Annotated in this window: 23 protein-coding genes; 4 read left to right on the forward strand and 19 right to left on the reverse strand. The window is 51.5% G+C overall.

The window, feature by feature from the left end; all coding sequences use genetic code 11:
* Positions 1-10: 10 nt before the first annotated feature.
* The 4 genes from LI015_RS20815 to LI015_RS20830 all read right to left on the reverse strand — a co-directional run bounded on the left by LI015_RS20815 (position 11) and on the right by LI015_RS20830 (position 4,888).
* Entirely contained in the window at positions 11-766 is a 756-nt protein-coding gene (locus LI015_RS20815) for a MerR family transcriptional regulator (RefSeq protein ID WP_002574087.1), read from the reverse strand.
* A gap of 37 nt (positions 767-803) precedes the next feature.
* Positions 804-2,234 (reverse strand): amidohydrolase, encoded by a 1,431-nt coding sequence (locus LI015_RS20820; protein WP_002569350.1) that lies wholly within the window; start codon positions 2,232-2,234, stop codon positions 804-806.
* A 180-nt stretch (positions 2,235-2,414) separates the two neighbouring features.
* Entirely contained in the window at positions 2,415-3,608 is a 1,194-nt protein-coding gene (locus tag LI015_RS20825) for a dicarboxylate/amino acid:cation symporter (protein ID WP_002571168.1), read from the reverse strand.
* Between the two features lie 2 nt (positions 3,609-3,610).
* Positions 3,611-4,888 carry an L-cysteine desulfidase family protein gene (locus LI015_RS20830; RefSeq protein WP_002571169.1) on the reverse strand — a complete coding sequence of 426 codons (1,278 nt, stop codon included), beginning with the start codon at positions 4,886-4,888 and terminating at the stop codon, positions 3,611-3,613.
* A gap of 173 nt (positions 4,889-5,061) precedes the next feature.
* On the opposite strand from LI015_RS20830, the gene LI015_RS20835 reads away from it, so the two are divergent.
* Positions 5,062-5,934: a LysR family transcriptional regulator gene (locus LI015_RS20835; RefSeq protein ID WP_002569353.1), complete on the forward strand. Its 873-nt coding sequence runs from the start codon at positions 5,062-5,064 to the stop codon at positions 5,932-5,934.
* A 205-nt stretch (positions 5,935-6,139) separates the two neighbouring features.
* Here LI015_RS20835 and leuD read toward each other — a convergent pair whose 3' ends face one another.
* A complete protein-coding gene (gene leuD / locus LI015_RS20840; RefSeq protein ID WP_002569354.1) occupies positions 6,140-6,625 on the reverse strand; it encodes a 3-isopropylmalate dehydratase small subunit in 486 nt (161 codons plus the stop codon).
* Between the two features lie 44 nt (positions 6,626-6,669).
* The gene (gene leuC / locus LI015_RS20845; RefSeq protein WP_002569355.1) at positions 6,670-7,932 is read right to left on the reverse strand and encodes a 3-isopropylmalate dehydratase large subunit; all 1,263 of its coding nucleotides are present in this window, start codon (positions 7,930-7,932) and stop codon (positions 6,670-6,672) included.
* A gap of 149 nt (positions 7,933-8,081) precedes the next feature.
* Here leuC and LI015_RS20850 point away from each other — a divergent pair, with 149 nt between their 5' ends.
* On the forward strand, positions 8,082-8,963 hold the full coding sequence (locus tag LI015_RS20850) for a LysR family transcriptional regulator (protein WP_002569356.1): 882 nt from the start codon (positions 8,082-8,084) through the stop codon (positions 8,961-8,963).
* A 160-nt stretch (positions 8,964-9,123) separates the two neighbouring features.
* Here the strand turns inward: LI015_RS20850 and ilvC are convergent, their stop codons facing one another.
* The 8 genes from ilvC to LI015_RS20890 form a co-directional block, all read right to left on the reverse strand.
* Positions 9,124-10,134 carry a ketol-acid reductoisomerase gene (ilvC, locus tag LI015_RS20855; RefSeq protein WP_002569357.1) on the reverse strand — a complete coding sequence of 337 codons (1,011 nt, stop codon included), beginning with the start codon at positions 10,132-10,134 and terminating at the stop codon, positions 9,124-9,126.
* A 112-nt stretch (positions 10,135-10,246) separates the two neighbouring features.
* Positions 10,247-10,750, reverse strand: coding sequence for an acetolactate synthase small subunit (gene ilvN, locus LI015_RS20860; protein ID WP_002569358.1), 504 nt, complete (start codon positions 10,748-10,750; stop codon positions 10,247-10,249).
* A 125-nt stretch (positions 10,751-10,875) separates the two neighbouring features.
* Positions 10,876-11,544, reverse strand: a complete 669-nt coding sequence (locus LI015_RS20865) for an HAD family hydrolase (protein WP_117566104.1) — start codon at positions 11,542-11,544, stop codon at positions 10,876-10,878.
* A gap of 31 nt (positions 11,545-11,575) precedes the next feature.
* A complete protein-coding gene (nudC, locus tag LI015_RS20870; protein ID WP_002569360.1) occupies positions 11,576-12,409 on the reverse strand; it encodes an NAD(+) diphosphatase in 834 nt (277 codons plus the stop codon).
* Between the two features lie 201 nt (positions 12,410-12,610).
* Positions 12,611-12,793, reverse strand: a complete 183-nt coding sequence (locus tag LI015_RS20875) for an HPr family phosphocarrier protein (protein ID WP_002569361.1) — start codon at positions 12,791-12,793, stop codon at positions 12,611-12,613.
* 41 nt (positions 12,794-12,834) lie between these two features.
* A complete protein-coding gene (locus LI015_RS20880; RefSeq protein WP_002569362.1) occupies positions 12,835-14,229 on the reverse strand; it encodes an MATE family efflux transporter in 1,395 nt (464 codons plus the stop codon).
* Between the two features lie 148 nt (positions 14,230-14,377).
* Positions 14,378-15,328 carry an SPFH domain-containing protein gene (locus tag LI015_RS20885; protein ID WP_002569363.1) on the reverse strand — a complete coding sequence of 317 codons (951 nt, stop codon included), beginning with the start codon at positions 15,326-15,328 and terminating at the stop codon, positions 14,378-14,380.
* A gap of 21 nt (positions 15,329-15,349) precedes the next feature.
* Positions 15,350-15,802 carry an NfeD family protein gene (locus LI015_RS20890; RefSeq protein WP_002569364.1) on the reverse strand — a complete coding sequence of 151 codons (453 nt, stop codon included), beginning with the start codon at positions 15,800-15,802 and terminating at the stop codon, positions 15,350-15,352.
* 234 nt (positions 15,803-16,036) lie between these two features.
* On the opposite strand from LI015_RS20890, the gene LI015_RS20895 reads away from it, so the two are divergent.
* Both LI015_RS20895 and LI015_RS20900 read left to right on the forward strand, forming a co-directional pair.
* The gene (locus tag LI015_RS20895; RefSeq protein WP_002569365.1) at positions 16,037-17,050 is read left to right on the forward strand and encodes an asparaginase; all 1,014 of its coding nucleotides are present in this window, start codon (positions 16,037-16,039) and stop codon (positions 17,048-17,050) included.
* 45 nt (positions 17,051-17,095) lie between these two features.
* A complete protein-coding gene (locus tag LI015_RS20900; RefSeq protein WP_002574079.1) occupies positions 17,096-18,106 on the forward strand; it encodes a MarR family transcriptional regulator in 1,011 nt (336 codons plus the stop codon).
* A 228-nt stretch (positions 18,107-18,334) separates the two neighbouring features.
* Here LI015_RS20900 and LI015_RS20905 read toward each other — a convergent pair whose 3' ends face one another.
* The 5 genes from LI015_RS20905 to LI015_RS20925 form a co-directional block, all read right to left on the reverse strand.
* Entirely contained in the window at positions 18,335-19,519 is a 1,185-nt protein-coding gene (locus LI015_RS20905) for a M20 metallopeptidase family protein (RefSeq protein ID WP_002569367.1), read from the reverse strand.
* An 11-nt stretch (positions 19,520-19,530) separates the two neighbouring features.
* Positions 19,531-20,913: an amidohydrolase gene (locus tag LI015_RS20910; protein ID WP_195632556.1), complete on the reverse strand. Its 1,383-nt coding sequence runs from the start codon at positions 20,911-20,913 to the stop codon at positions 19,531-19,533.
* Positions 20,914-20,933: 20 nt separating this feature from the next.
* Positions 20,934-22,142, reverse strand: a complete 1,209-nt coding sequence (locus tag LI015_RS20915) for a hypothetical protein (RefSeq protein ID WP_002569369.1) — start codon at positions 22,140-22,142, stop codon at positions 20,934-20,936.
* 559 nt (positions 22,143-22,701) lie between these two features.
* A complete protein-coding gene (locus LI015_RS20920) occupies positions 22,702-23,598 on the reverse strand; it encodes a DMT family transporter (RefSeq protein ID WP_002571176.1) in 897 nt (298 codons plus the stop codon).
* A gap of 30 nt (positions 23,599-23,628) precedes the next feature.
* The gene (locus tag LI015_RS20925; protein WP_054354702.1) at positions 23,629-24,573 is read right to left on the reverse strand and encodes an AEC family transporter; all 945 of its coding nucleotides are present in this window, start codon (positions 24,571-24,573) and stop codon (positions 23,629-23,631) included.
* Positions 24,574-24,605: the final 32 nt, after the last annotated feature.

A 24,605-nucleotide genomic window follows, 5' to 3' on the forward strand; every position in this document is an offset into this window, starting at 1 on the left:
TTATATGTATCTATAACACCCGGATCTGCATGGCGGTGATAAAGTTTTCGTTATCACTCTCCACGAATTGATCCAGAATATTAAAATTGATGGCCTGAGCCCCCAGCTCAAGGTCCGGCCTGGCCTCTCGCAGGCGCCGGATGGTATCCGGCACGCCCCCGTATCCTCCCAGATGGTATCCGCAGAGAAAATCGCCTTCCGGGATAATCTGGATTCTGGACTGGGGTATGGTCTTTGGCAGCTCCTCATCATCCGGATACAGGTAGGCGCCAAAGTATTTCCGGTCCCCCTCATAAAAGGCTATGGTGGGATAAAAGTAAAAGGAATTCTCCCTGTACAGCAGCTCCTCGTCGCCAATGGAAATAAACTTCCGGTCCTCAAAATGCTTCACCGCAATCTCATCCAGGCAGATTCCATCCATCTCCTGTTCCATGAACCGGATTTTCCTCTGGATGGCCTCATCTATGTTGAGCAGCTCCTGCCACTGCCTGCGAAGCTCCTGGGAGCGCTGCTTCATGATATCCACAGCCCTGTTGGAGTTTAAGCTGGTTCTGGATTCCTTAATTTCCTCCAGGGAATAGCCCAGACGGCGCATATAGGACACCGTGGCCAGCTCGTATATCTGGTCAAACTCATACTTTCTGCGCCCGTTTTTCTCATTGCGCTCCCTGGGAGAAAAGATGCCGACGCTGTCATAGTAGTACAGTGTCTGTATATTAAGCCCGAACAGCTCCGCCAATTCCCCGATAGAAAAATATTCCTTCACCTGCCAGCCTCCTTTCCTTTTTCCGCCAAATTCCCCGCTAAATAAAATCCCTGTAGGCACTGTGAGGTTCCCGGATGACCCTTGTGCATACAGCCTCTCCATCCATGGCCAGCTTTCTCTCATCCACACCTTTCAGAATGCCGTCTTTGTAAACAATGTTTCCGTTAATCATGGTCATCCACACCGGTCCGGTAAGTCCCACTCTTGCCAGCAGGTTCTTCGGGTCATGAAGGGCCCCGGCCAGCTCCAGTGTCTCGGTGTCAATCATAAACAGGTCCGCTGCTTTTCCCGCTTCCAGGGTTCCCAGGTCAGTTCTTCCAAGGGTCTTTGCCCCGTTTACCGTGGCCACCTTTAGCATATCATAGGCGGAGGTGCATCCCCCTCTCTCCTTGGTGTGGTATGCCTGCATCAGATAAGCCATGCGCAGGGCATCCAGCAGATTGGAGCTGTCATTGGTGGCGGAACCGTCGCACCCCAGGCTCACCAGAATGCCCGCTTCCTGCATTTCCTTTATATTGAGAATCGGGAAGCCGCCCAGCACAGCCGGTGCCGGACAGTGGGAAACCCCTGTTCCTGTGGCTGCCAGGACCTTATATTCTTCCTTTGTCACTTCCCAGTCATGGGCATACCATACATCCTCACCGATAAAGTCCATCTCCTCACACCAATCCATGGTGCGCTTGCCCCAGCGGGCGATCATGCCTTCGTTCTCTCCCTCGCCCAGATGAGTGTGCATCCTGACTCCCTTTTCCCTGGCCATGGCCACGGTCTCGGCAAAGGTGTCCCTGCGGCAGTTAATGGGCTGGCAGGGCGCCATTACGATCTGCTTCATGGAAAAAGGCCTGGGATCGTGATACAATCCGATCAGCCGGTCGCAATCCTTTAAGAACTCATCCGTTGTCTCCAGCATATTGTCGGGAATGGAGCTTCCCTCACTTCTTGGAAGGGTGTTGGTCCCCCTTCCGGCATGGTACCGGATGCCCAAAAGCTCTGCTGCCTCCATCTGGCGGTCCACCGGCGACTTGCCGGTCTTCCTGGTGTAGCAGTATTGGTGGTCAAAGGCGCAGGTACAGCCGTGTTTAATCAAATCCGCAAAGGATGTAAGGGTGGAGTAGTAAATCACATCGGAATCAATATTCTGGAATATGCGGTAAATCTTGTCAATCCAGTCCATCACCATCATGTTGGGATAGTCAATGGTTATGAGATTGCGCACAAAGGTCTGGAAAAAATGATGGTGGGTGTTAATCAGGCCGGGATACACGAACTTTCCCTCTGCCTGTATTACCTGGACCTCCTCCTGCTTCCATTCTCTTCCTGACACCGGGTCTCTTTGGTTCATCAGGTCCCTGCCGATTGCCAGTATCCTTGGACCCTCAATGAGCATGTCCGCGTCCCTGTAAACCCGGTCTTCCCCGTCGCAGGACACGATTGCCCTGGCATTCTTAATAAGAATCTTTTTGTCCATTCCTTACCTCTCTTTCGGAAATATCATGCTGCAAAAAGGACCGGCTTTGCCAGCCGGTCCTTTCCGCTTGGCTCTTGAACCTATTATATATCCTATAGTTACTATAGGTTCAAGAGCAATTTTGTCTTTATTATAAATTGCTATATTCATATTAGTAAGGCTTATAAATATACAGACCTATCACAGCCCGCTTTCAATCTTCTGCCTCTTGATTCCATGTTTCTCGGCAAAGCCTGTAAGAATCATGGTCAGGGCACCGTCACCGGTCACGTTGCAGGCGGTTCCGAAGCTGTCCTGAAGAGCAAAGATGGTAAGCATCAGCGCTGTCCCTGTTTCGTCAAATCCCAGTACGCCTGTAATCAGACCCAGGGAAGCCATAACCGTGCCTCCGGGAACACCGGGCGCTCCGATGGCAAACACGCCTAAAAGTGCGCAGAACAAAATCATGGTACCCAGGGACGGTATGGTTCCGTAGAGAATCTTGGAAATGGTCATTACAAAGAATACCTCTGTCAGAACAGAACCGCACAGATGGATGTTGGCAAACAGCGGAATGCCGAAATCCACCATATCATCCCTCAGTGGCGGCTGTGATTTCTTGGCGCAGCGCAGGGCAACAGCCAGTGTGGCCGCGGACGACATGGTGCCTACCGCGGTAATATAGGCAGGTCCGTAATTCTTTACGACATCAAACGGATTCTTGCCTGAATAGACGCCGCCGATGGCATACAGCAGGGCCAGCCAGATGTAATGGCCAATCATGACAATGATGACTACCTGAAGGAACACAGGAAGCTGTTTTGTAATAGTCCCCTCATAGGAAAGGGCGCAGAATGTAAATGCGATAAACACAGGAAGGATGGGAATTACCACCTTGGTAACAATGGACAGCACAATCTGCTGGAACTCCTCCAGCACCTGAGTAACCACCGCGGCCCTGGTCCATGTGGCGGCCAGGCCCAGAAGCAGCGAGAAAACCAGGGCGCTCATCACAGGCATAATTTGAGGTATATCTAACTGGAACACGATTGCCGGCAAATCCTTTAAGCCTTCCACCTCAGTGGCAATGGACAGGTGGGGAATCATAAGGAAACCTGCCGTCATAGAAAAAAGGGCTGCTCCGATCGATGAAACATAGGCAATGATAATTGCAACTCCCAGCATTTTGGATGCATTGTTGCCCAGCCTTGTGATGGAGGGGGCAATGAATCCGATAATGATAAGAGGCACACAGAAAACAATGACCTGATTCAGGATGTATTTGATTGTCACAACAACATGCATAAGGCCGCTTCCGGCCAGCTGGCCGACTATGATGCCCAGGATAACGCCCAGAAGCAACCGAAACGGTAAACTGCCTGTTATTTTTTTCATACTTATTCTCCAATCATGATTTTTATGATTTCCTCATTGGTCTCCTTCATCCCTTCTTTTCCAAGGCGACCAACGTTCTTAAGTGTGGCCTCGACACCCTTGGTGACGATGCCGTCTCCCCCGTAAAACTGCTGACCGCGTATATACATGTTGTAGCCCAGAATTCCCGCGTCCACTGCCGAGGCAATCTTGGCTGCACAGGAAGCCTTTGCCCCGTCGCAGACAATGCCCGACACAATGGCAAGGGCGTTTACAACCGTATGTACGACTTCTTTAAAACCGCCGCCGCACAGGTAAGCAATCCCGGCTCCGGCGCCTGCCCCGGCGCTGACAGCTCCGCAGTAAGCGGAAAGCCTGCCGATGGGCGTTTTCTGATGGATGGCTGTCAGGTTGGACAGAGCCAGGGCCCTGTACTTCTTATCCTCATCCACCTTAAATTCCTCCGCATATACCAGCACGGGAACAGAGGCAGTGATACCCTGGTTGCCGCTTCCCGAATTGATGATGACCGGCAGTTCACAGCCATTCATCCTGGCGTCAGAACCTGCTGCTGCCATGGCCTTGGCCCTGGTGCGGACGTCATTTCCAGACATTTCCAGAAGAACAGAGCCGATATTGGCGCCGTAATCCCCTTTTAATCCCTCCTGGGCAATGGCCCAGTTGTACTTAATCTGACGGTCCAGCACTTCCCGGATATCCTCAATGTCCACTGTATTGATAAAATCCCAGATATCCTCCATGTTGAGCAGGCTTCTGTCGGTCAGACCTTCCTCCTCCTCGCCGGCCACCTCTACCTGCTTAAGAATCTCCCCATTCTTTTCGATCAGCACGATATTGGTATGATAATTGGCGATGCGGACCTTGGCGTAGGAATCCCCCTTATACAGAGTTACGATGATATCAAAGGTAATGCCGTTATCCACATGCTCCACCCTGATTTCCGTGTTATCCAGGAATTCCTTCATCTGTCTGGTTTCATCTGGCGTAACTTCTGCAATCACCTCCAGTTCTTTGTCCGAATCTCCCGCAACGATTCCTGCTGCTGCTGCTGCCGGAATCCCCTTCAGATGATTCGTGTTAGGCACGATGACTGACTTCACATTCTTGATGATGCTTCCGCTGGCTCCCACCACAACACGGTCCGGCAGCTCTCCCAGCACTTTCCTGGCCGTGGCCGCCGCATAGGCAAGGGCAATGGGCTCCGTACATCCCATGGCCGGAAGCAGCTCCTCCTTCAGAATTTGAACATAAGCTCCGTACTTAACATTTGTTTTCTCCATGATGATTGTGATTCCTTTCTCATTTTAATTGATTATCCGGAAAATTACTATACATTTTGTATTGATTTCTGATTAGTATTAATGTACCATAAAACCATATGGTTGTAAAATTTAATGTTTTTATGATATCGTTTAAAAATTTTTATACAAAATGAGCAAAGGAAGCACATAATATGGAGCTACGGGAGATTGCCGCCTTTATCCAGGTGGCGCAGTTAAAGAGCTTTTCCAAGGCAGCCAAGCAGCTGGGTTATTCCCAGGCAGCCGTCACCATCCAAATCAAGCAGCTGGAGCAGGAGCTGAACGTCCATCTCTTCGACCGCATCGGCAAACAGACCACCCTGACCCACCAGGGAGCCCTGTTCTATGAACACGCTGTCTCCGTCATGAAGGAGCTGGAACATGCCAGGGATGCGGTCACCCATGTATCGGAGCTAACCGGAAGCCTGTGCCTGGGGACCATTGAATCCATTTGCGCCACCATATTCCCGGAGCTTTTAAGGGAATACCACCGGCTCTACCCCAAGGTCAACGTAAGGCTCATCACCGACTCCCCCGAGACGCTGCTGGAGATGATGAACAGCAATGCCATTGATATAGTGTATTTCCTGGATAAGCGTATGTATGACAGCAAATGGATAAAAGTCCTGGAAGAGCCGGAGGACATCGTGTTCGTCACCGCCTCCGGCCATCCCTTTGTGGGCAGGGACAGCCTGGACCTGGACCTGGTCATAGACCAGCCCTTTATCCTCACCGAGCGAAACGCCAGCTACCGTTTTATCCTGGACCAGTATCTGGCGGCCCAGGGCAAGGAGATACACCCCTTTCTGGAGATTGGCAACACGGAATTCATCATCAGCCTGCTGAGAAAGAACCTGGGGGTTTCCTTTCTTCCGGAATTCACCATACACCAGGATATTATCAACGGGGAGCTGGCCGTCCTGGATGTCAGGGATTTTTACATGAGAACCTGGCGTCAGATTGTTTACCACAAGGATAAATGGGTCACCAGGGAGATGGACGCTTTTCTGCGTCTGGCAACGTAGCGGCCGCGGTCCCTCGCCGCGATCCCTCATGTCCCGGCCGCGGTCCCTCATGACCAGCCCCATAACCAAACCGCCATGAAAAATTCATGCTCAAAGAGCAGCAAATCATGCTCAAAAAGCAGCAAAAAAGCAGCCCGGCGCGTCAGAATTTTTATTCTGAAGGGAGCATATCCTCCCTGCCGCACATGGGCTGCTTTCTTTTTTTCTATTGTCCGTTAATGTAATTCACCAGGCCGCCTGCCGATATGATTTTCTGCATGAAGGGCGGGAAGGACTGGCCCTTATACGTCTCTCCCTTTGTCTTGTTGGTGATGATTCCGCTGTCAAAATCGACCTCCACCTCATCCCCTGCCTCTATGGATCTGGCCGCCGACCCACACTCAATGATGGGAAGGCCGATGTTAATGGAATTCCGGTAGAAGATACGGGCAAATGTCTCCGCGATAACGCAGCTCACTCCCGCGCACTTGATGGCCAGAGGCGCATGTTCCCTGGAAGAACCGCAGCCAAAATTCTTGTTGGCCACAATGATGTCCCCCTTCTGGACCTGATTTACAAATTCCTTGTCAATATCCTCCATACAATGTTTAGCCAGCTCGTCGCCCTGGGTGGCGTTTAAATATCTGGCCGGGATGATGACATCCGTATCCACATTGTCGCCGTATTTAAAAACGTGTCCGCATGCTTTCATGTTCAGTCTCCTTTTCCTTTCACAATGATATTGCCTTTGTTCCGTTAATCCAGCTGGCAGGGGCAGATGATTTTACCCGCCACGGCACTTGCGGCAGCCACGGCCGGGCTGGCCAGATATACCTCTGAATCCACGTGTCCCATACGTCCCACAAAGTTACGGTTTGTTGTGGAGATACATCTCTCCCCGGCCGCAAGGATACCCATGTAGCCGCCCAGACACGGACCGCAGGTAGGTGTGCTCACCACGGCTCCGGCCTCAATGAAAATCTCCAGAAGCCCTTCCTTCATGGCCTGAAGGTAGATGGACTGGGTGGCCGGAATCACGATGCAGCGCACACCCTTTGCAATCTTTCTGCCCTTTAATACCTCCGCCGCGATTCTCATATCCTCAATACGGCCGTTGGTACAGGAACCGATAACCGCCTGGTCCACCTTTACCTCTCCTACCTGGTCAATGGTCCTGGTATTGGAGGGAAGATGGGGGAAGGATACCGTGGGCTTTAATTCGGACAAATCAATCACATATGTCTCATCATACTCCGCGTCCTCATCCGCCTCGTACACGGTAAATTCACGTTTGGAATGCTCCTTCATATACTCCACGGCCAGCTCATCCACAGGGAAGATTCCGTTCTTTCCGCCGGCCTCGATTGCCATGTTGCAGATGGTAAAGCGGTCGTCCATGGAAAGATTCCTGATTCCCTCTCCCACAAACTCCATGGATTTATACAGGGCTCCGTCCACACCAATCATACCTATAATATGTAAGATTACATCCTTGCCGCTGACCCACTTCGCGGGCTTGCCCACCAGCTGGAATTTAATGGCGGAGGGCACCTTGAACCAGGCCTTGCCGGTCACCATGCCGGCTGCCATATCCGTGCTCCCCACGCCTGTGGAAAACGCTCCCAGGGCTCCGTATGTACATGTGTGGGAATCCGCGCCAATGACCGCGTCTCCGGCCACCACCAGTCCCTTTTCAGGAAGAAGAGCATGCTCAATTCCCATGTCTCCCACATCGAAATAATTGGTTATCTCATGGCGGCAGGCAAACTCCCTGCAGCACTTGCAGTTCTCAGCCGACTTTATATCCTTGTTCGGGATAAAATGGTCCATAACCAGGGCAATCTTATCCTTATCAAATACGGTCTTTCTGTCCATCTTCTTCATCTCGTTAATGGCAACCGGAGAAGTGATGTCGTTTCCCAGCACTAAATCCAAATCCGCCTCTATAAGCTGTCCCGCCTTCACTTCCTCAAGTCCTGCGTGGGCAGCCAGGATTTTCTGGCTCATGGTCATTCCCATAACTTATTTCCTCCTTCAATATCCTTCTCTATTAATTCTTTGAAATTATTTCATCCATGCTTTACATTTTAGCATATGTATTGTTATAATAAAAATACATAATATGAATGGAATATATGAAAAAATGTTATATAGCAGGAGGGGATTCCATGGAACAGAACCTGTCCCAATACAAGATATTTTATGAAGTGGCCAAAGCCGGCAACATTTCCAAGGCAGCAAAGGAACTTTACATCAGCCAGCCAGCCATCAGCAAGGCCATCAGCAAGCTGGAGGACAGCCTTGGCCTGTCCCTGTTTACCCGAAGCTCCCGCGGAGTGCAGCTCACCTCTGAAGGTGAAATATTATTTGAACATACCAGGGAGGCATTTGACGCCCTGGACCGGGGCGAGCAGGAACTGAAGCGGATTCAGGAATTCGACATCGGCCACTTGCGGATCGGTGTGAGCAACACACTGTGCAAATATATTCTGCTTCCCTATCTTAAGACCTTCATTGACCAGTATCCCCACATGAAGGTCACCATAGAGAGCCAGGCCACGGCACAGACCCTGGCCCGGCTGGAACAGCAGAAAATCGACCTGGGCCTGGTTGCCGAGCCTTCGGTGCGCCGTGACCTGGCCTTTATTCCGGTCATGGATATCCAGGACACCTTTGTCACCACCCCCAATTATCTGGAGAACCTGTACCTGAGGGAAGGGCAGGACACCAGCCTGTTTGAGACCGGAAATATCATGCTTCTTGACACCAGCAACATGACCCGCCACCATGTGGACGAATACATGGCGGAAAACAACATCTTTCCCCATCAGATTCTGGAAGTGACCACCATGGACCTGCTGATTGAGTTTGCCAAGATTGGCCTGGGTATTGCCTGCGTCATCAAGGAGTTGGTGCAGAAGGAGCTGGACAGCGGCATGCTGGTGGAGATTCCTCTGGATATCCCCATCCACCGCAGGACCATCGGCTTCGCCTATCACCCGGCCAACCAGGCCATGGCCCTAAAAACATTTCTGGAGTTTTTGTACTGATATTCAGGACGTACATATTCCCGTACGTATCCTGCCCATTATTCTGCATATATAAAACAGGCGGATTCCCCGGATTTTTCCGGGGGCATCCGCCTGTTCTTTATTCTTACCTGTATCCGCCAAGATCCGCGGACACAGTCTATGTAGCATTAGTTATTGATTAGTTGTTGATCAGTTTGTCCGTATCATTCCAGCTGTAAAGCTTTCTCAGCTCAGCTCCCACCTTCTCAAGGGGCTGCTCTGCCTCGTTCTTCCTCATGGCATTGAAATGCGGGCAGCCAACCTGGTTCTCAAGAAGCCACTCTTTTGCAAAGGAGCCGTCCTGGATATCGGACAGAATCTTCTTCATGGCCTTCTTTGTCTCGTCGGTTACAATCTTTGGTCCGGTGATATAATCGCCGTACTCAGCTGTATTGGAAATGGAATAACGCATGCCTGCAAAACCGCTCTCGTAAATCAGATCCACAATCAGCTTCATCTCATGCACACACTCAAAGTATGCATTCTCAGGAGCATAGCCTGCTTCCACCAGGGTCTCAAATCCGGCCTTCATCAGGGCGCACACGCCGCCGCAGAGCACTGCCTGCTCACCAAACAGGTCGGTCTCGGTCTCTACTCTGAAGGTAGTCTCCAGGATACCTGCCCTTGCGCCGCCGATTCCCTGTCCATAAGCCAGCGCCATATCCATGGCCTTGCCTGTGGCATCCTGGTAAACAGCAACCAGACATGGGGTTCCTCTGCCCCTCTGATATTCGCTTCTCACGGTATGTCCCGGTGCCTTGGGAGCGATCATGGTAACGTCCACATCCTTAGGCGGAACAATCTGTCCGAAGTGGATGGCGAAGCCATGGGCAAACATCAGCATCATTCCAGGGCGCAGGTTTGGCGCGATGGACTCCTTATACATGGCTGCCTGCTTCTCATCGTTGATCAGAATCATGATGACATCTGCTTTCTTGGATGCCTCAGCTGCTGTATATACCTCGAATCCCTGCTCCTGTGCTTTCTTCCAGGAACGGCTGCCCTCATACAATCCTACGATTACATTGCATCCTGACTCCTTTAAGTTTAAAGCATGTGCATGTCCCTGGCTGCCGTAACCGATCACAGCAATGGTCTTGCCCTCCAGTAATGACAAATTACAATCTTCCTGATAATAAATCTTTGGCATTGCTTTTTTCCTCCTTCAATTCCTTTGAACTTAAATCTTAAATAATATATGTTTAAGGCAACAAAACCGACGACTCTCTGTCCGCCTTTGGCCGCCCCCTTAAGCCTCTGTTTTACGGAAGCATCCTGATATCCTCTGCGCCCCGCTCCAGGCCAGTAAGGCCGGTTCTGGCCAGCTCCAGGATTTCATAATCCTCCAACAGGTTAATAAGCGCATCCAGCTTGGACTGGTCTCCTGTCAGCATAACGGTCAGTGAATCCTTTCCCACATCCACGATGGTGGCGCGGAAGATACTGGATATGGCGCTGACAGACTGGCGGTCGCTGGCATTGGCACGCACCTTCACCATCATCAGTTCCCTGTATACGGAACGGTCCGGCTGCAGCTCCTTGATATCCCTTACATCCTCCAGTTTATTGAGCTGGTTCTTTATCTGTTCCAGGACGGTCTGGTCTCCCAGGGAAACCACGGTCATCCTGGAGTACCGCGGGTCAGCGGTGACACCTACAGTCAGACTCTCAATATTGTATCCGCGGCGGCTGAACAGCCCTGCTACACGGGCCAGCACACCTGCAGTATTGTCCACAAGCAGCGATAACACGATTCTGTCGTCCATCTAATCCCACCCTCTCATTTGATGGCAAGCGCCAAAGCAGCTGCCTTCTTAATAGTAATTTCAATCATAGCAACCATTGTTCTATTTGTCAATTGCATAATAGGAATGGTTATTATGAGCTCAAGTTATAGTGACAGAAGCAAATCCCTTAAATCCTTCACCGTCTCTGCAATCCAGGCAGGCCTGCACGCATCCATCTCCTGGCGGTCCCCATATCCGTAGAGTACGCCCACGCATTCCATGCCGCACTCCCTGGCCCCCAGGACATCGTGCTCCCTGTCTCCCACCATTACACAGCGTCCGATTGTCTCATCGTCCGACTCCAGGCCGCACTGTTCCAGCACATACCGGATTACATCCGCCTTGCGCACCCGGGTTTCCCCCATATCGGCACCGCCGATGAAATCAAAATACTCTGCCATGTCAAAGTGATCCAGTATCTTCTTGGCAAACTCCTCCGGTTTGGAGGTTGCCACTAACAGCACTCTTCCTGCTTCCTTCAGTGCTTCCAGCATTTCCTTTATGCCGGGATACTCCTTGTTCTGGACCCAGCCCCGAACGCTGAAATACTCCCGGTATGCCTGCACCCCCTCCCATGCCTGCTCATCGGAAAAGCCGTAATACCTCTTGAAGCTGTCCCTCAGAGGCGGCCCGATGAAAGGTGTCAGGCTATCCAGATCATCTGTCTGTACGCCGAAATGCTCCAGTGCATGCTGCACCGATTTGGTGATTCCCTCCTTAGGGTCTGTCAGAGTTCCATCCAGGTCAAATAAAATATAATCCTTACGGTTCATAGTCACTTCTCCTTTTATATGCAGCTGTCTGCTATATCTTTCCATCCTTAAACGCCTTCATCATCTCATGTCCCACGCTGATATAAGGTCCGTATTCCACGATTTCATCCCGTGTAAACCAGCCGGCCTCGCACAGCTCCTCTTCCTCCAGACATATGGTGTCATCCCCGTCCAGCTCTGCCGTAAATCCCACCATCTCCGTATCGGAAAATGCCCAGGGCTGGCTTTTATAGTAGCGGATATTCTTCACCCTGAGGCCCACTTCCTCCATGACCTCCCTGCGCACGCAGTCCTCAAAGGTCTCTCCGATTTCCACAAATCCGGCAATCAGCGCATAGTTTCGGTAAGCGCCTCTGGCATAGCGGGACATGAGCAGCTTGTCCCCATTGGTAATGGCCACGATGACAGCCGGACTGATTTTAGGGTACTCCGTCTGTCCGCAGGAAGGACAGACCAGGGCGCGCTCCTTCAGGCTGGGTTCTGTCTTCGCTCCGCAGCCGCCGCAGAACCGTCTGCTCTGCATCCACCGGTAGAGCTGGCTGCCCGTTATCCCCGCAAATGCCTGGTGCAGAGGTTCAAAATTCCGGAACACAGTCAGAGGCTCCATATAGAATCCTCCGAATTCCGGCACTTTCATATCCGTCACACAGTAATAGGCCCTGTCATCAATGGAAAACAGGTACTCGGCCTGTGCCGAAAAATCTCCTTCCGCCCCCAGTTCCCCGAAGGTGGGAATCACACTCCCCCTTCCGCTTTTGATAAGCATTACCTTATTATATTCGTAGTGGAGCAGGTAATCCCTGTCTTCCGGCTTCTTCCTCCTGAATACAGGGTCATATGTATGCGGCGCAATATCCTGAATCATGCATTTAGCCTCCGTCCTTTACGGTCTGTTAATCCTAAACGTCCAGTCTGTAAAAATATATTTAGTGTCTATTGTATCACAGGAACGGTTCATTGTAAAACCTTCCTTTCAAATCGGCAATACAGCAGCAATGCAGTACAAGCCGGCAGGCAAGCCCATTGAAAAAGGACGCCCTTAAATCCGGAACGTCCTTTTCACCTCTCAGTCATGAATCACAACATTCAATTTTTTATGAATCCCCAGGCTGAGAATTCCCAGTATGGACTTTCCGTCCACCATGCAGCTGCCGCAGCACACGTCGATATCTTCCGGCTGCTTCTCGCTCTGCTGGACAAACCGCTTTACATCCTCCACCGAATCAAACATAACTTCCTTAGTGGTCATATGGGCACCTCCTGTCATTTTATACAGAAAGTCTTCCCATCTCAGAATGGCTTATACACGCCGAAGCGTTTTTTAAGCGGCTTAAGCTTCCAGCGTCTGAGACTGCTGAAAAAGTAATAATAAATCACAAAGGCAACCGTGGTCAGGCTCCAGGTCAAAGGATAGCAGAAGGCAGCGCCGATGATGGTGTGGTAATGAGGCAGAACAAACATAATCCACAGCACCCGGACCGCGCACACGCCGATGCCCGTAATGATAAGGGGCATCCATGCGTCCCCCACCCCTCTCAGGGTACCGGATAGTATCTCAATGGCAATATAGGTAATAAAGGTAGGAACCATGAAATGCAGCAAATCCATACTGATGGCCTGGACCTGCTGGTCCGTGGTAAACAGCTCCACCAGCAGATGGCCGCCGTTATAAAGGACCACTCCCACGGACGCTGTCAGCACCACACCGATCACCATGCAGGCACCGGCTCCCTTGCGCACGCGGTCCAGGCGGCCGGCCCCAAAATTCTGCCCCACAAAGGTAGTGGCAGATATGCCAAGGGCATTGATCATCATCCAGTACAGGCCGTCCACCTTGCCGTAGGTGGCCCATGCAGTCACATTGTCGGTTCCCAGGGTATTGACGCCGGCCTGGATGATGACATTGGATATATTATACATGACGGACTGCATTCCCGCGGGGATACCGATACGCACAATCCTCTGGAGCATCCTCTGGTCAATGCGCACCTTCTTCCATTCCAGCTTATACATATCATCGGTTTTCATAAGGGCCAGGACCACCAGGACTGCGCTTAAAAGCTGGGAGGTGATGGTAGCCAGGGCAGCGCCCGCCACTCCCATCCCCAGCACTGCCACCAGCAGCACATCCAGAATGATGTTGGTAAAACAGCTGGCAATGAGGAAATACAGGGGCCGCCTGGAATCTCCGACGGCACGCAGGATTCCGGCGCCCATGTTGTAGACCAGGTTGACTATGATTCCCAGGAAATAGATCCGGATATACACAACAGCATGGCCCATGACATCCTCCGGCGTCTTCATGGCCTCCAGGGCCCAGGGCGATCCCACCAGTCCCACAATCATAAAGATAATGCCCCCAATAACGGAAAAAGCAATGGATGTATGTACGGCCCAGTGGACCTTATCCGCCTTCCTGGCACCGTAAAACTGAGATATGACCACCGTGGCACCGCTGGACAATCCCACAAAGAAACCCACCAGCAGGTTAATCAGGGTGCTGGTGCTTCCTCCTACTGCGGCCAGGGCCTGCTTTCCCACAAAGCGGCCCACCACCATGGCATCCGCCGTATTATAAAGCTGCTGGAAAAATGTCCCGAACAATATGGGAAAGAAAAACAGCAGCAGCTGTCCGAAAATGCTTCCTTCCGTAATACGGTTTCCCTTTACAACCTTTCCCTCCATACCTGCACCTCATGTCTGTACATTTTCGTAAAAAATCATAAAGAATAAAACAGCACCCACCAGTTAGGTCAGCTGATGGGTACTACCTTCAATTCCTATCTTATATCATGGACCGGCTTTTGTCCACTGGATTTTATTCTGCGGCCTTTTATTCCGCAGCCTCATCTTTTGAGGCTACCTCTGCTATGGACTTTACCAGGCCTGCAATTCCCTGGATATCCGAAGGAATGATAATCTTATTGGCCTTTCCGTTGGCAGCTGCCTGGAATGCTTCCAGACTCTTAAGCTGGAGAACTGCATTGTCAGCCCCGGCCTCCTTGATAAAGCGGATACCGTCCGCCGTAGCCTTCTGTACGGAACGGATGGCCTCTGCCTGGCCTTCCGCCTCTCTAATCTTCTTCTCCTTCTCTGCCTCGGCGGCAAGAATAGCTGCTTCTTTCTCACCCTCCGCATTCAGCACAGCTGACTCTTTGTGGCCTTCCGCCACCAGAACCATGGACTTCTTCTCGCCCTCTGCCCTCAGGATGGATTCACGGCGCTCGCGCTCTGCCTTCATCTGTTTTTCCATGGCCTCCTGGATGGCTGCCGGAGGAATGATGTTCTTAAGCTCTACCCTGGTCACTTTGATGCCCCATGGGTCCGTGGCAATATCCAGGGACTCCTGCATCTTGGCATTGATGGTCTCCCTGGAGGTCAGCGTTTCGTCCAGCTCCAGGTCACCGATGATATTACGCAGGGTGGTGGCTGTCAGGTTCTCAATGGCAAGTAACGGGCGCTCCACGCCATAGGCATACAGCTTCGGATCCGTAATGTAGAAAAATACCACCGTATCAATCTGCATGGTTACGTTATCCTTGGTGATAACCGGCTGGGGCGGAAAGTCCTCCACCTGCTCCTTCAGGTTTACCTTCTTGGCCACACGGTCGATGAAGGGAACCAGGAAATGAATGCCCACGCTGTATGTGCCCAGGTAGGCACCCAGCCTCTCCACCACCAGAGCCTGAGCCTGAGGCACAACTCTGATACAGGTGGACAGAACAAATAAAATAATGACTGCAATGATGATGAACGTGATAAATCCTCCGATTGCTCCAAACATATGAATCCTCCTTATGTTTCTTTATGCTTTTTCAACTTCATGTTCCTGCTTCGCCGCAGCTACCAGCAGCTTTGCCCCGCTGACAGCGGATATAACCACCACATCACCTGCTTCAAAGGTATCCCCCTCCTCTGCCGCCCTGGCAAGCCAGGTCTCACCGGCCAGAATGGCGGTCCCTGTACCTGCCACATTATCAATACGGTCCTTGACCACAGCCTTGCGGCCTGTAAGACTGTCAACATTGGTTTTTGTCCGCTTGCCGTACAGGTACTTGTAAGCAAAGGGACGGACCATAAGAAACAACATGAAGGACACTGCCACAAACACTGCCAGCTGGGGATACAGACCGCCTCCGCACACCTGCACCACCAGCGCGGCCAGGGAACCCCCTGCAAACCAGATGCTGGTCAGAGATGTGGTAACTCCTTCCACTACCAGAAAAACCACAAACGCGATAAGCCAAATAAGGGACATGTAAATCTCCTTTCATCTGCACAGAATATGGAGAAAATTGGTTACTTATTCTTATTGTATCATAGTCAGATTTAAAATCAATCAAGGGATTGTAAATTTATCATATTCTTAATATAATTGTAAGCAGTACGAAAGGTTATGGGGCAGTAAAGACGCTGCTGCTGTTATTATATGTTTTTGCAAACAGGTTATACTTAACAGTAACTTAAACACACATGATTAAGGGGGCACAATATGAAACGCATACTCTTACTGGGAACAGGCGGCACCATTGCCTGCAAGCGCACGGATAAGGGGCTTAAGCCCGTCATTACATCGGATGAAATCCTGTCCTATGTGCCTGACAGCCAAAGCTACTGTGAAATCCACTCCATCCAGCTGATGAACATAGACAGCACCAACATACAGCCCTGCCACTGGCTGGCAGTAGAAAAGGCGATTGAGGAAAACTACAGCCAATACGACGGCTTTGTCATCACCCACGGCACGGACACCATGGCTTATACGGCCGCGGCCCTGTCCTACCTGATTCAGCATTCGCCAAAGCCCATCATCATCACCGGGGCCCAGAAGCCCATCGACATGGAGAATACGGACGCCAGAACCAACCTGGCCGACAGCCTTCTCTTTGCCTCCTGTCCCGGCGCCCACGGCGTAAACATTGTCTTTGACGGCAAGGTCATTGCGGGCACCAGAGGAAAGAAGGAGTGGACAAAAAGCTATCACGCCTTTTCCAGCATCAACTTTCCGTATGTTGCCATCATCCAGGACGGTCAGATTATATTTTACCTGGACGACAAGGACAGGGACAAAGAGCCGGTCTGCTTTTACCGTCAAATGGACGGGGATGTGGGGCTCATGAAGCTGATTCCCTCCATGGACGCTTCTCTGCTTGATTACATGGCGGAGCATTACGACGCCGTCATCATAGAATCCTTTGGGGTAGGCGGCCTGCCTTCCTACCAGGACGGGGATTACCACGGCGCCATCGCCCGGTGGACAGGCCTTGGAAAGACTGTCATCATGACCACCCAGGTCACCAATGAGGGCAGCGACATGTCCGTCTATGAGGTGGGCCGGAGCATCAAACAGGAATTCGGCCTGCTGGAAGCCTATGACATGACCCTGGAGGCCGTGGTCACCAAAATCATGTGGATACTTGGACAGACTAAGGACCCTGCCCGGATACGAAGGATGTTCTACGAGACCGTGAACCGGGACATACTCTGGAAATGGAGTGAAAATTAATACCCTGCCCCTTTGGAGACAGTATATTGACAGGAGATATCCGCGATGAAGATAGCAGTAATACTAACCCGTTTTTTGAAGGACTATGTGGAGTCCTATTTTAATTCCCTTTCCCTTGACTGTGAATTATCTTATTATATCTACAATGATTTTGCCCATGCAGGGGAATTATATCTGGAATTGGAGAAATCCTACGACGGTTTCCTGGTCAGCGGACCTGTCCCCAGGGCCGCCATCTGCCGCAGGGTGCCGGTACTCACCAAGCCCATTGTTTCCTTCGGCAGCAACGCCCTCTGCTACTACGAGACATTTTTCCAGGTGCAGTTTAAAGAACAGGACTTTTATCTGGAGAGGGGGTATTTCGACCTGCTGGAATGGCTGCCGGAAACAGTTCCCCTGCACCAGTACCTGGAGCGGGGCCAGTTTAACCAGCTCATATACAAGGTGTACCAGAACACCTCCACCTATTCCCTGGAGCAGCTGTGCGAGATGGAAAAGAAAATCAAACTCAAACACATACGCCTTTGGAATGAGAAGAAAATCCAATACTCCGTGACCCGCTTCAGCAATATTATACAGGATTTGCTGGACGCCGGGGTAAACACCTATTTCGTCTACCCCAAATATGAGATACTGCAGGAATCCGTCACCCTGCTGCTACAGGAGATACATCTGAAAACCATTGTACAGAACCAGAACGCCATCACGGCCTTAAACCAGCAGTTTTCCGACGGCGCCTCTGTCATGGCTCCCCAGCTTTCCAAAGACCCTGACGCCTCCGCACCGCTTACCTCCCGGAGCCGTCAGCTGTCCCAAAAAGCCGGCATCTCCGTATCCTATGCGGACCGCCTTCTCACAGCGCTGTCCGCCATGGACCGGGACTGCATCACTTCCCAGGCCCTGGCAGCAGCCCTGCACATTACCCCCCGTAGCGCCAACCGCCTCCTTGGCAGGCTTTCCGCCACCGGTATTTTCCTGGAGCTGGAACGGCAGCCGTCCTTTACAAGGGGAAGGCCGGAAAAGATTTACCAGTTTCATCCCGAACTTATTTCATGAACGGCAGGATATGGTTTTGAACCGCCGGAAATGGTTCAGGAGCAACGGGACATATTCCATAATGGACTACATACAGGAAAACAGCAGAATACAGCAGGAAGCCGTATCTGATAACGCTGATAACAGAGAGAACACAAAACAGCAAAAAGTGAGACGTCCCGGGGAACACCCCGTCCGTCTCACTTTTTTGTCAATCCGTCTTAACCCTTATTTCCGTCCCGTTCACTTTTAATGGGCATTCAGCCATCTGACCGCACAGTGGGCAAACGCAGCCACTGCATGCTTCATGCCGCTTTCATTGAATATGACCTTGGAGTTGTGGCTGATATAGGGATACCCCTCCTGCTTGTCCCCCAGGCTGACCCTGAACAGAACGCCGGGCGCCTCCTTCAGAACCTCCGCAAAATCTTCCCCTCCCATTATCTGGGGAAGCATCATGGTTCCTTCCTCTCCAACCAGCTCCTTTACATAGCCGAACATCTCATCGCCCACCTGGAGGTCATTGACCGTAGCCGGCAGTTCACTTGGAAATTCCACCTCTGCCCGGCCCCCGTACATGGCTGCTGTCTGTTCTGAAATCTCCTTCAGGCGCCTCTTGGCCAGGCTTCTCACATTCTCCTCATAAGCCCGGATGCTTCCGCACATAAATCCCTGCTCCGGTATCACATTCCCTGCCCTGCCCGCGCTAATCTGTCCAATGGTCAGGGCCAGCGCGCTTCCCCTGGGCTTTTCCGAGCATTCGATGGACTGAAGGCCATTGTATATCTGGCACAGAATCTGCACCGGGTTGACCCCGGATTCAGGACTGGCCCCATGGGCGCTTTTGCCCCGGACCGTAATCCGGAACATATCGGCGGAGGCCATCATGGGTCCGCGGGTATATCCGATAATTCCCGTAGGCACATGATCCCTTGCCACCACCTGGTGGAAGGCCATGCATGCATCCACATCCGGCGAACGCAGCACCCCTGCTTCCACCATGGTGCGTGCGCCTCCTCCGCCCTCCTCCCCGGGCTGAAACATAAACTTGACTTTGCCCCTCAGAAGGTCCTTGTGCTTCATCAGGAGCTTTGCCGCTCCCAGAAGCATGGCTATATGGGTATCATGGCCGCAGGCATGGCTGATTCCGGGATGTTTGCTGGCATATTCAAGACCGCTTTCTTCCCCGATGGGCAGGGCATCCATATCCGCTCTGAGAAGCAGCGTCTTACCCGGCTTTTGGCTGTCCAGCACAGCAACGATTCCAGACTGGCATATGTACTCCGGCTCATACCCCATATTTTTAAGTTCCCGCTCCACAAATGCAGCTGTTTCCGGCAGGTCCATGAGAAGCTCCGGATATTGGTGGACATGACGTCTCCACCCAATCACTTCCTGCTCAATTCCTTCTGCTTCCTTTAAAAAATCCACCATGTCAATCCTCCTTACCAGGGCATCGTCATTCCATCCGGTATCGGGCACTTGTAGCTGCGGCCCTCCATCTGTCTGTCAAATTCCTCTTTAGCCTGTGCAATCAGTTCCGGCTTTTCAATGAGCTTAAGGCCGTATAACGCCATTACCTTAGCTGCGTAAATCATTCCCTTTTCACCGATGGAGCTTCCCGCGCAGGATGCAAACTGCCAGCTGTGGGCAGGCGCCCCCATGTTGGTGCAGGCCGTAAAGAAATAGGCGGTTGGAACCAGATGCATCACATCCCCCACATCGGTGGAGCCGTAGCTGTTAAAGCAGGTCACCTGGCCCGGTCCGGTGTACAAATGTGTATCCGCAGACAGGCTGTATTTTTTCGTGGTTGCCCTGGCAGCGTCCGCAGTCTGTTCATCCAGGGCTGCCGCAAAGTCCAGTTCCTCCTGTGTCCATGGTTCCTGCGGAATCTCGTTCATGGCTTCTGCCACCACACCGGCCAGCACATGATTGTTCTGGGTGTTATAGCAGCCTCCAAGGAATTCTATTTCCAGCTCTGTCTCCGTCATCATGGCCGCGCCTTTTGCCACCTTCACAAGACGTTCATACACATTTTCCACCACTTCCCTGGAAAATGCCCTCATGTAATACCATACCACCGCCTTATCCGGCACTATGTTGGGTGCCACGCCTCCGTCCACAATGGTGTAGTGGATACGCACATCCGAAGGCACATGCTCCCTCAGGTAATTGGCACCGATATCAGTCAGCTCCACAGCGTCCAGAGCACTTCTTCCGTTTTCAGGCGCATTGGCCGCATGGGACGCCTTTCCGTAAAAGTGGAATTTGGCAGAGTTCACTGCCGTGGAAACGCCCACTGTTGCCTCGTTGATTTTGTTGGGATGGAAATTCACCGCCACATCTAACCCCTCAAAGGCTCCGCCCTTTGCCATCAAAGGTTTTCCTGTCAGCAGCTCTTCCCCGGGGCATGCATAGAATACAATGGTTCCTGGAAGATTTCTCTGAATCATCTCCTCCTTAAGGCCAATCACGCCGGCCACATGGGCGGAGCACAGCAGGTTATGGCCGCAGCCGTGTCCATAGGGCTGTCCCTCCACCGGCTCCTTGTTGACCGACACCTTCTGGCTGAGTCCCGGCAGCGCGTCAAACTCACCCAAAAATCCCATGACAGGATGACCGCTTCCATAGACAGCCTTTATGGCCGTGGGAACACCTCCTGCCCCGGTTTCCACCTGAAATCCTTCCTCACGCAGCAAATCCGCCACCTTCTCCTGGGCCTTATATTCCTTGAATCCGGCCTCCGGGTGATTCCATATATATTGGCTCAGGCTGTCGATTTTCTGCCTTTTTCTCTCAATTTCTTCAATTGCAATCTGACCTGTCATATACTCAAACGTTCCTTCCTTTAGAAAATAATAGGACCAATAATACTTGCAAACGCAACGGATGCAATGGTCACTGTAACGAAACCGCCGATAATCATTTTAGGCAGTATATAATCCATGGCCTTCTGTCTCTCATCACCTTCCCACTCAAAGGAATCAACGCCTTCCGTGGTGATAATCTGGGTGGCCGGATAAGCCAGCATACAGGTTACGCCAACCGCTGCCGATGTGTAGGGAGAGCATCCCAGCACCTTGCCCACAATACCGCAGATAACAATGATGCCGATGGAGCAGATTAAAAGGATACCGAATACCGGCACGATCATTGACAGCAGTCCGGAAGGTGAAAGGGTTGCAAGGCTTCCGGGCAGCATCAGCAGCAGACCGAAAGTGATGATACCTGAAGAATTTGCTTTTGCAAAGATATCCTTTTCCAAAAATCCGATTCTGGCAAAGATAAGTCCAAACAGCAGGTAGGCAATGTTCGGGTTAAGGATATAGTTGGCCGGAGAGGATCCCGGAATCAGTGTTGCCTTTCCCACAAAATCAGCGATACAGGCCACCAGGGCCACTTTACAGATATAGATGGTATTGCTTCTCAGGTTTTTAGGCGTCTCTTTAAAAATACGCATGCTGGGCAGCTTAAGGCTGGATTTTTCTTCCACCGTATTGCTCTTGAAGAAACCGCTGCCGCGCTTGATTCTTAACTCCTTGCGGATACAGAATGTGGAAATCGGGATACCGAAAAATTTCTGTACGGACAGTACCAGCACTGCAAATGCCGCCAGCTCCGGACGGTTGGCAGCTTCCGCCGCACTTGTAACTATGATGCCTGCAACCGTGGAACCTGCCACTGGAGGCGCTGCAATCAACGCATACTCTCTTCCGAACAGCAGGGAACCCACTGTAAAACAAATCAGTGCAATCGCCGCAATGGCAAACAGTGAAATAACCACGGTTTTCCATTCCCGAATCAGGTCTTCCAGATTAATCAGCGTACCGATATTGGTAATCATGAATGCCGTACCAAAATTCGCCATAACCGCCACCAGACCGGACTGGGTGGTAATGTCCTTGGGCAGCAGGCCGCTCCAGAACCCTATGAGGAACAATACACAGGCAAACAACAGTGATGAAACAGCCCCCTTGGTCTTTTTAGACAAAAATTCACCAACCGAATAAACCACCAGGCATCCCGTAATACAGGTCAACGGATTCCAAAAACTCATTCCCATTTCCTCCTAATCATCTTTTGCTTTTTCACTTTTTACCTGTGCGCACATGTTCCATACGCATATTTAAGGACGTTTTGTCTTTAAAATTCCTTTGAATTAAGGACGATTTTATGCGTATTTTTTATTGCTTCAATAATATTATTTACCATAATTATATCCATATGCCTATATTTTGTCAATTAATATTTTATTTTTTGGACATTTCCACTATTATTCGTCTTTTATTTTGTCTAATATAATGTCCTTAAATATGTCTTTATTTTGTGGGGCCGGATTTTCCAGTTGAAATCACTAAGGCCCCCATTCCTCTCACCCACTCCGTATCTTTGCTCCTGCACCGCTTATCTCCAATAAAAATGGCATGCCCGGACTGCCGGCATGCCAATAACATATATGGGCCCGCATCAATATGGCGTTATCTTAACAACAGATTGACACGGTATATTTTTTTCTTTCCCAGGCAGGGAAGAGACAGCGGACGCGTTGGAAATGCAGCGGGTGAATGGCGGGTGAGCGGCGGGAACAGCCGCCTCCCGGACTGCGCTTACGCCTGTCACGGACGCAGCTCCTCCCGCGGGTCCGGGTCCCCTCCCCCGGCACGCATCCTCACCTCATTCAACACCGTAAAACCAAGTATCATTCCTCCTCCCACCACCTGAAACACAGTGATGGTCTCATGCAGGAAGGTCACGGATACCAGGATGGCCACAAGGGGATCTATGTAGCTGAGGATAGAAGCCTCCTGGCCCTTCAGATAACGCAGGGATGAAAAATACATGCAATAGCATATGCCTGTGTGGAACACCCCCACCACCAGAAGATTTATCACCCCAAGGGCATCCATATCCAAAAGATGGGAACCCCCAGTCAGGCATACATAGGGCGTGAGAACCAGAATGGCTGCCAGGAACTGGAAAAATGTCCGGTTGATACCCGATACATGGCGTATGCTTTTATTGAGCAGTACCACCGACGCATAAAATACGGCAGCACCCAGGCCGAACAAAATCCCAATCAAATCACTGCTGCTCCCTCCCCTGCTGACGCCTATCACCAGCACCAGTCCCAGTGTGGACATGATAAAACAGAACACCTGGCGGGCGGTAAGCTTTTCCTTAAAGAGGAAGGGACTTGCCACGGTTACGATGACAGGGGCGAAATAATAGCTAAGGGTAGCCATTGCAACCGTGGTATACCGGTATGCCTCAAAAAACAGTATCCAGTTGATTCCAATGGCCGCCCCTGACAGAATCAGAAGGTGCAGCTCTGCCTTTGCATCCTTTATCCCTGTCCCCTGGCCGCTGCACAGCTGCCAGAGGAAAATGGCGCCGGCAGCAATCAGGGCCCGGTACAGGGCCAGCTCTCCTGACGGCAGGGGTATGTGTCTCACAAAGGCTCCTATGGTGCCAAAGGCTGCCATAGACCCTATGATCTCCAGTTTTGCTTTCATTTGTTCTCTCCTTCCGGGACTCGTCCATCCCTATATCAGGCCCAGGGTACGGATGAGGTCCAGCCACAGCGTCAGGGTGAAGGCACTGCCGCAGGTTGTGATTGCCACCACACTGGAGCTCAGCACGCCTTCATGTCCCATGTTCCGCGCCATCACAAAGCAGCTGACGGTTGCGGCAGACCCCAGCATCACAAGAATCGCCACCAGCTGCTGCTCCCGGAACCCCAGGTACACTGCGGCCGGAAGGAATACGGCGCAGAGAAGTACCAGCTTTATGGCGCTGGCGCCCGCAGCTGCCCCGACTCTCTGGGATGCCTGCCTGAAGTCAAAGGACGCACCCATGGCCATCAGGCCCAGGGGCGTGGCCACTCCTGCCAGGCTGGACACGGTTTTTTCCATGATTTGGGGCTGCTTCAGTCCCAGCAGTGACCAGGCCATGCCGGTCAGGATTCCCAGTATGATAGGATTCTTAAGTATGCCCGCCGCGGTTTTCCCCAGCATCCGGCGGTCAAGGACCGCCCCTTCCGGATTTGTAAAGGACAGAATCACCACAGCCATCACATTGTACAGCGGGACGCTGCCTATTATCATGAGAGGCGCCATCCCCACATCCCCATATATGTTCTTAATGAAGGCAATCCCCAGCAGGGCCGCGCTGCTGCGGTAGGAAGCCTGTATGAATTCCCCTCTGAGCCTCCTGTCCTTAAGTGCCATGGACAGAAGAACCGCCAGCAGGATTCCTCCCAGGGTAGAGGCAAAGCAGAACATCACAAACCTGGTATCCCACACCTTCAAAAAATCAGAATTTGACAGGTCCTCAAACAGCAGGACCGGAAGAGCCACCTTAAACACGAACTGATTGGCCTTGTCCGCAAAGACACCTTCCATAATTCCTGCTTTTTTGAAACACGCTCCCAATACCATAAGAAAAAAGATGGGCATGGTCGCATTGAGACTGAATATGAGATGTTCCACCGCAGTCTGCCTCCTGTCTTTTTTGCACATTT

This window comes from Enterocloster sp. 210928-DFI.2.20 (assembly GCF_020554465.1).
GTDB lineage: Bacteria > Bacillota > Clostridia > Lachnospirales > Lachnospiraceae > Enterocloster > Enterocloster bolteae.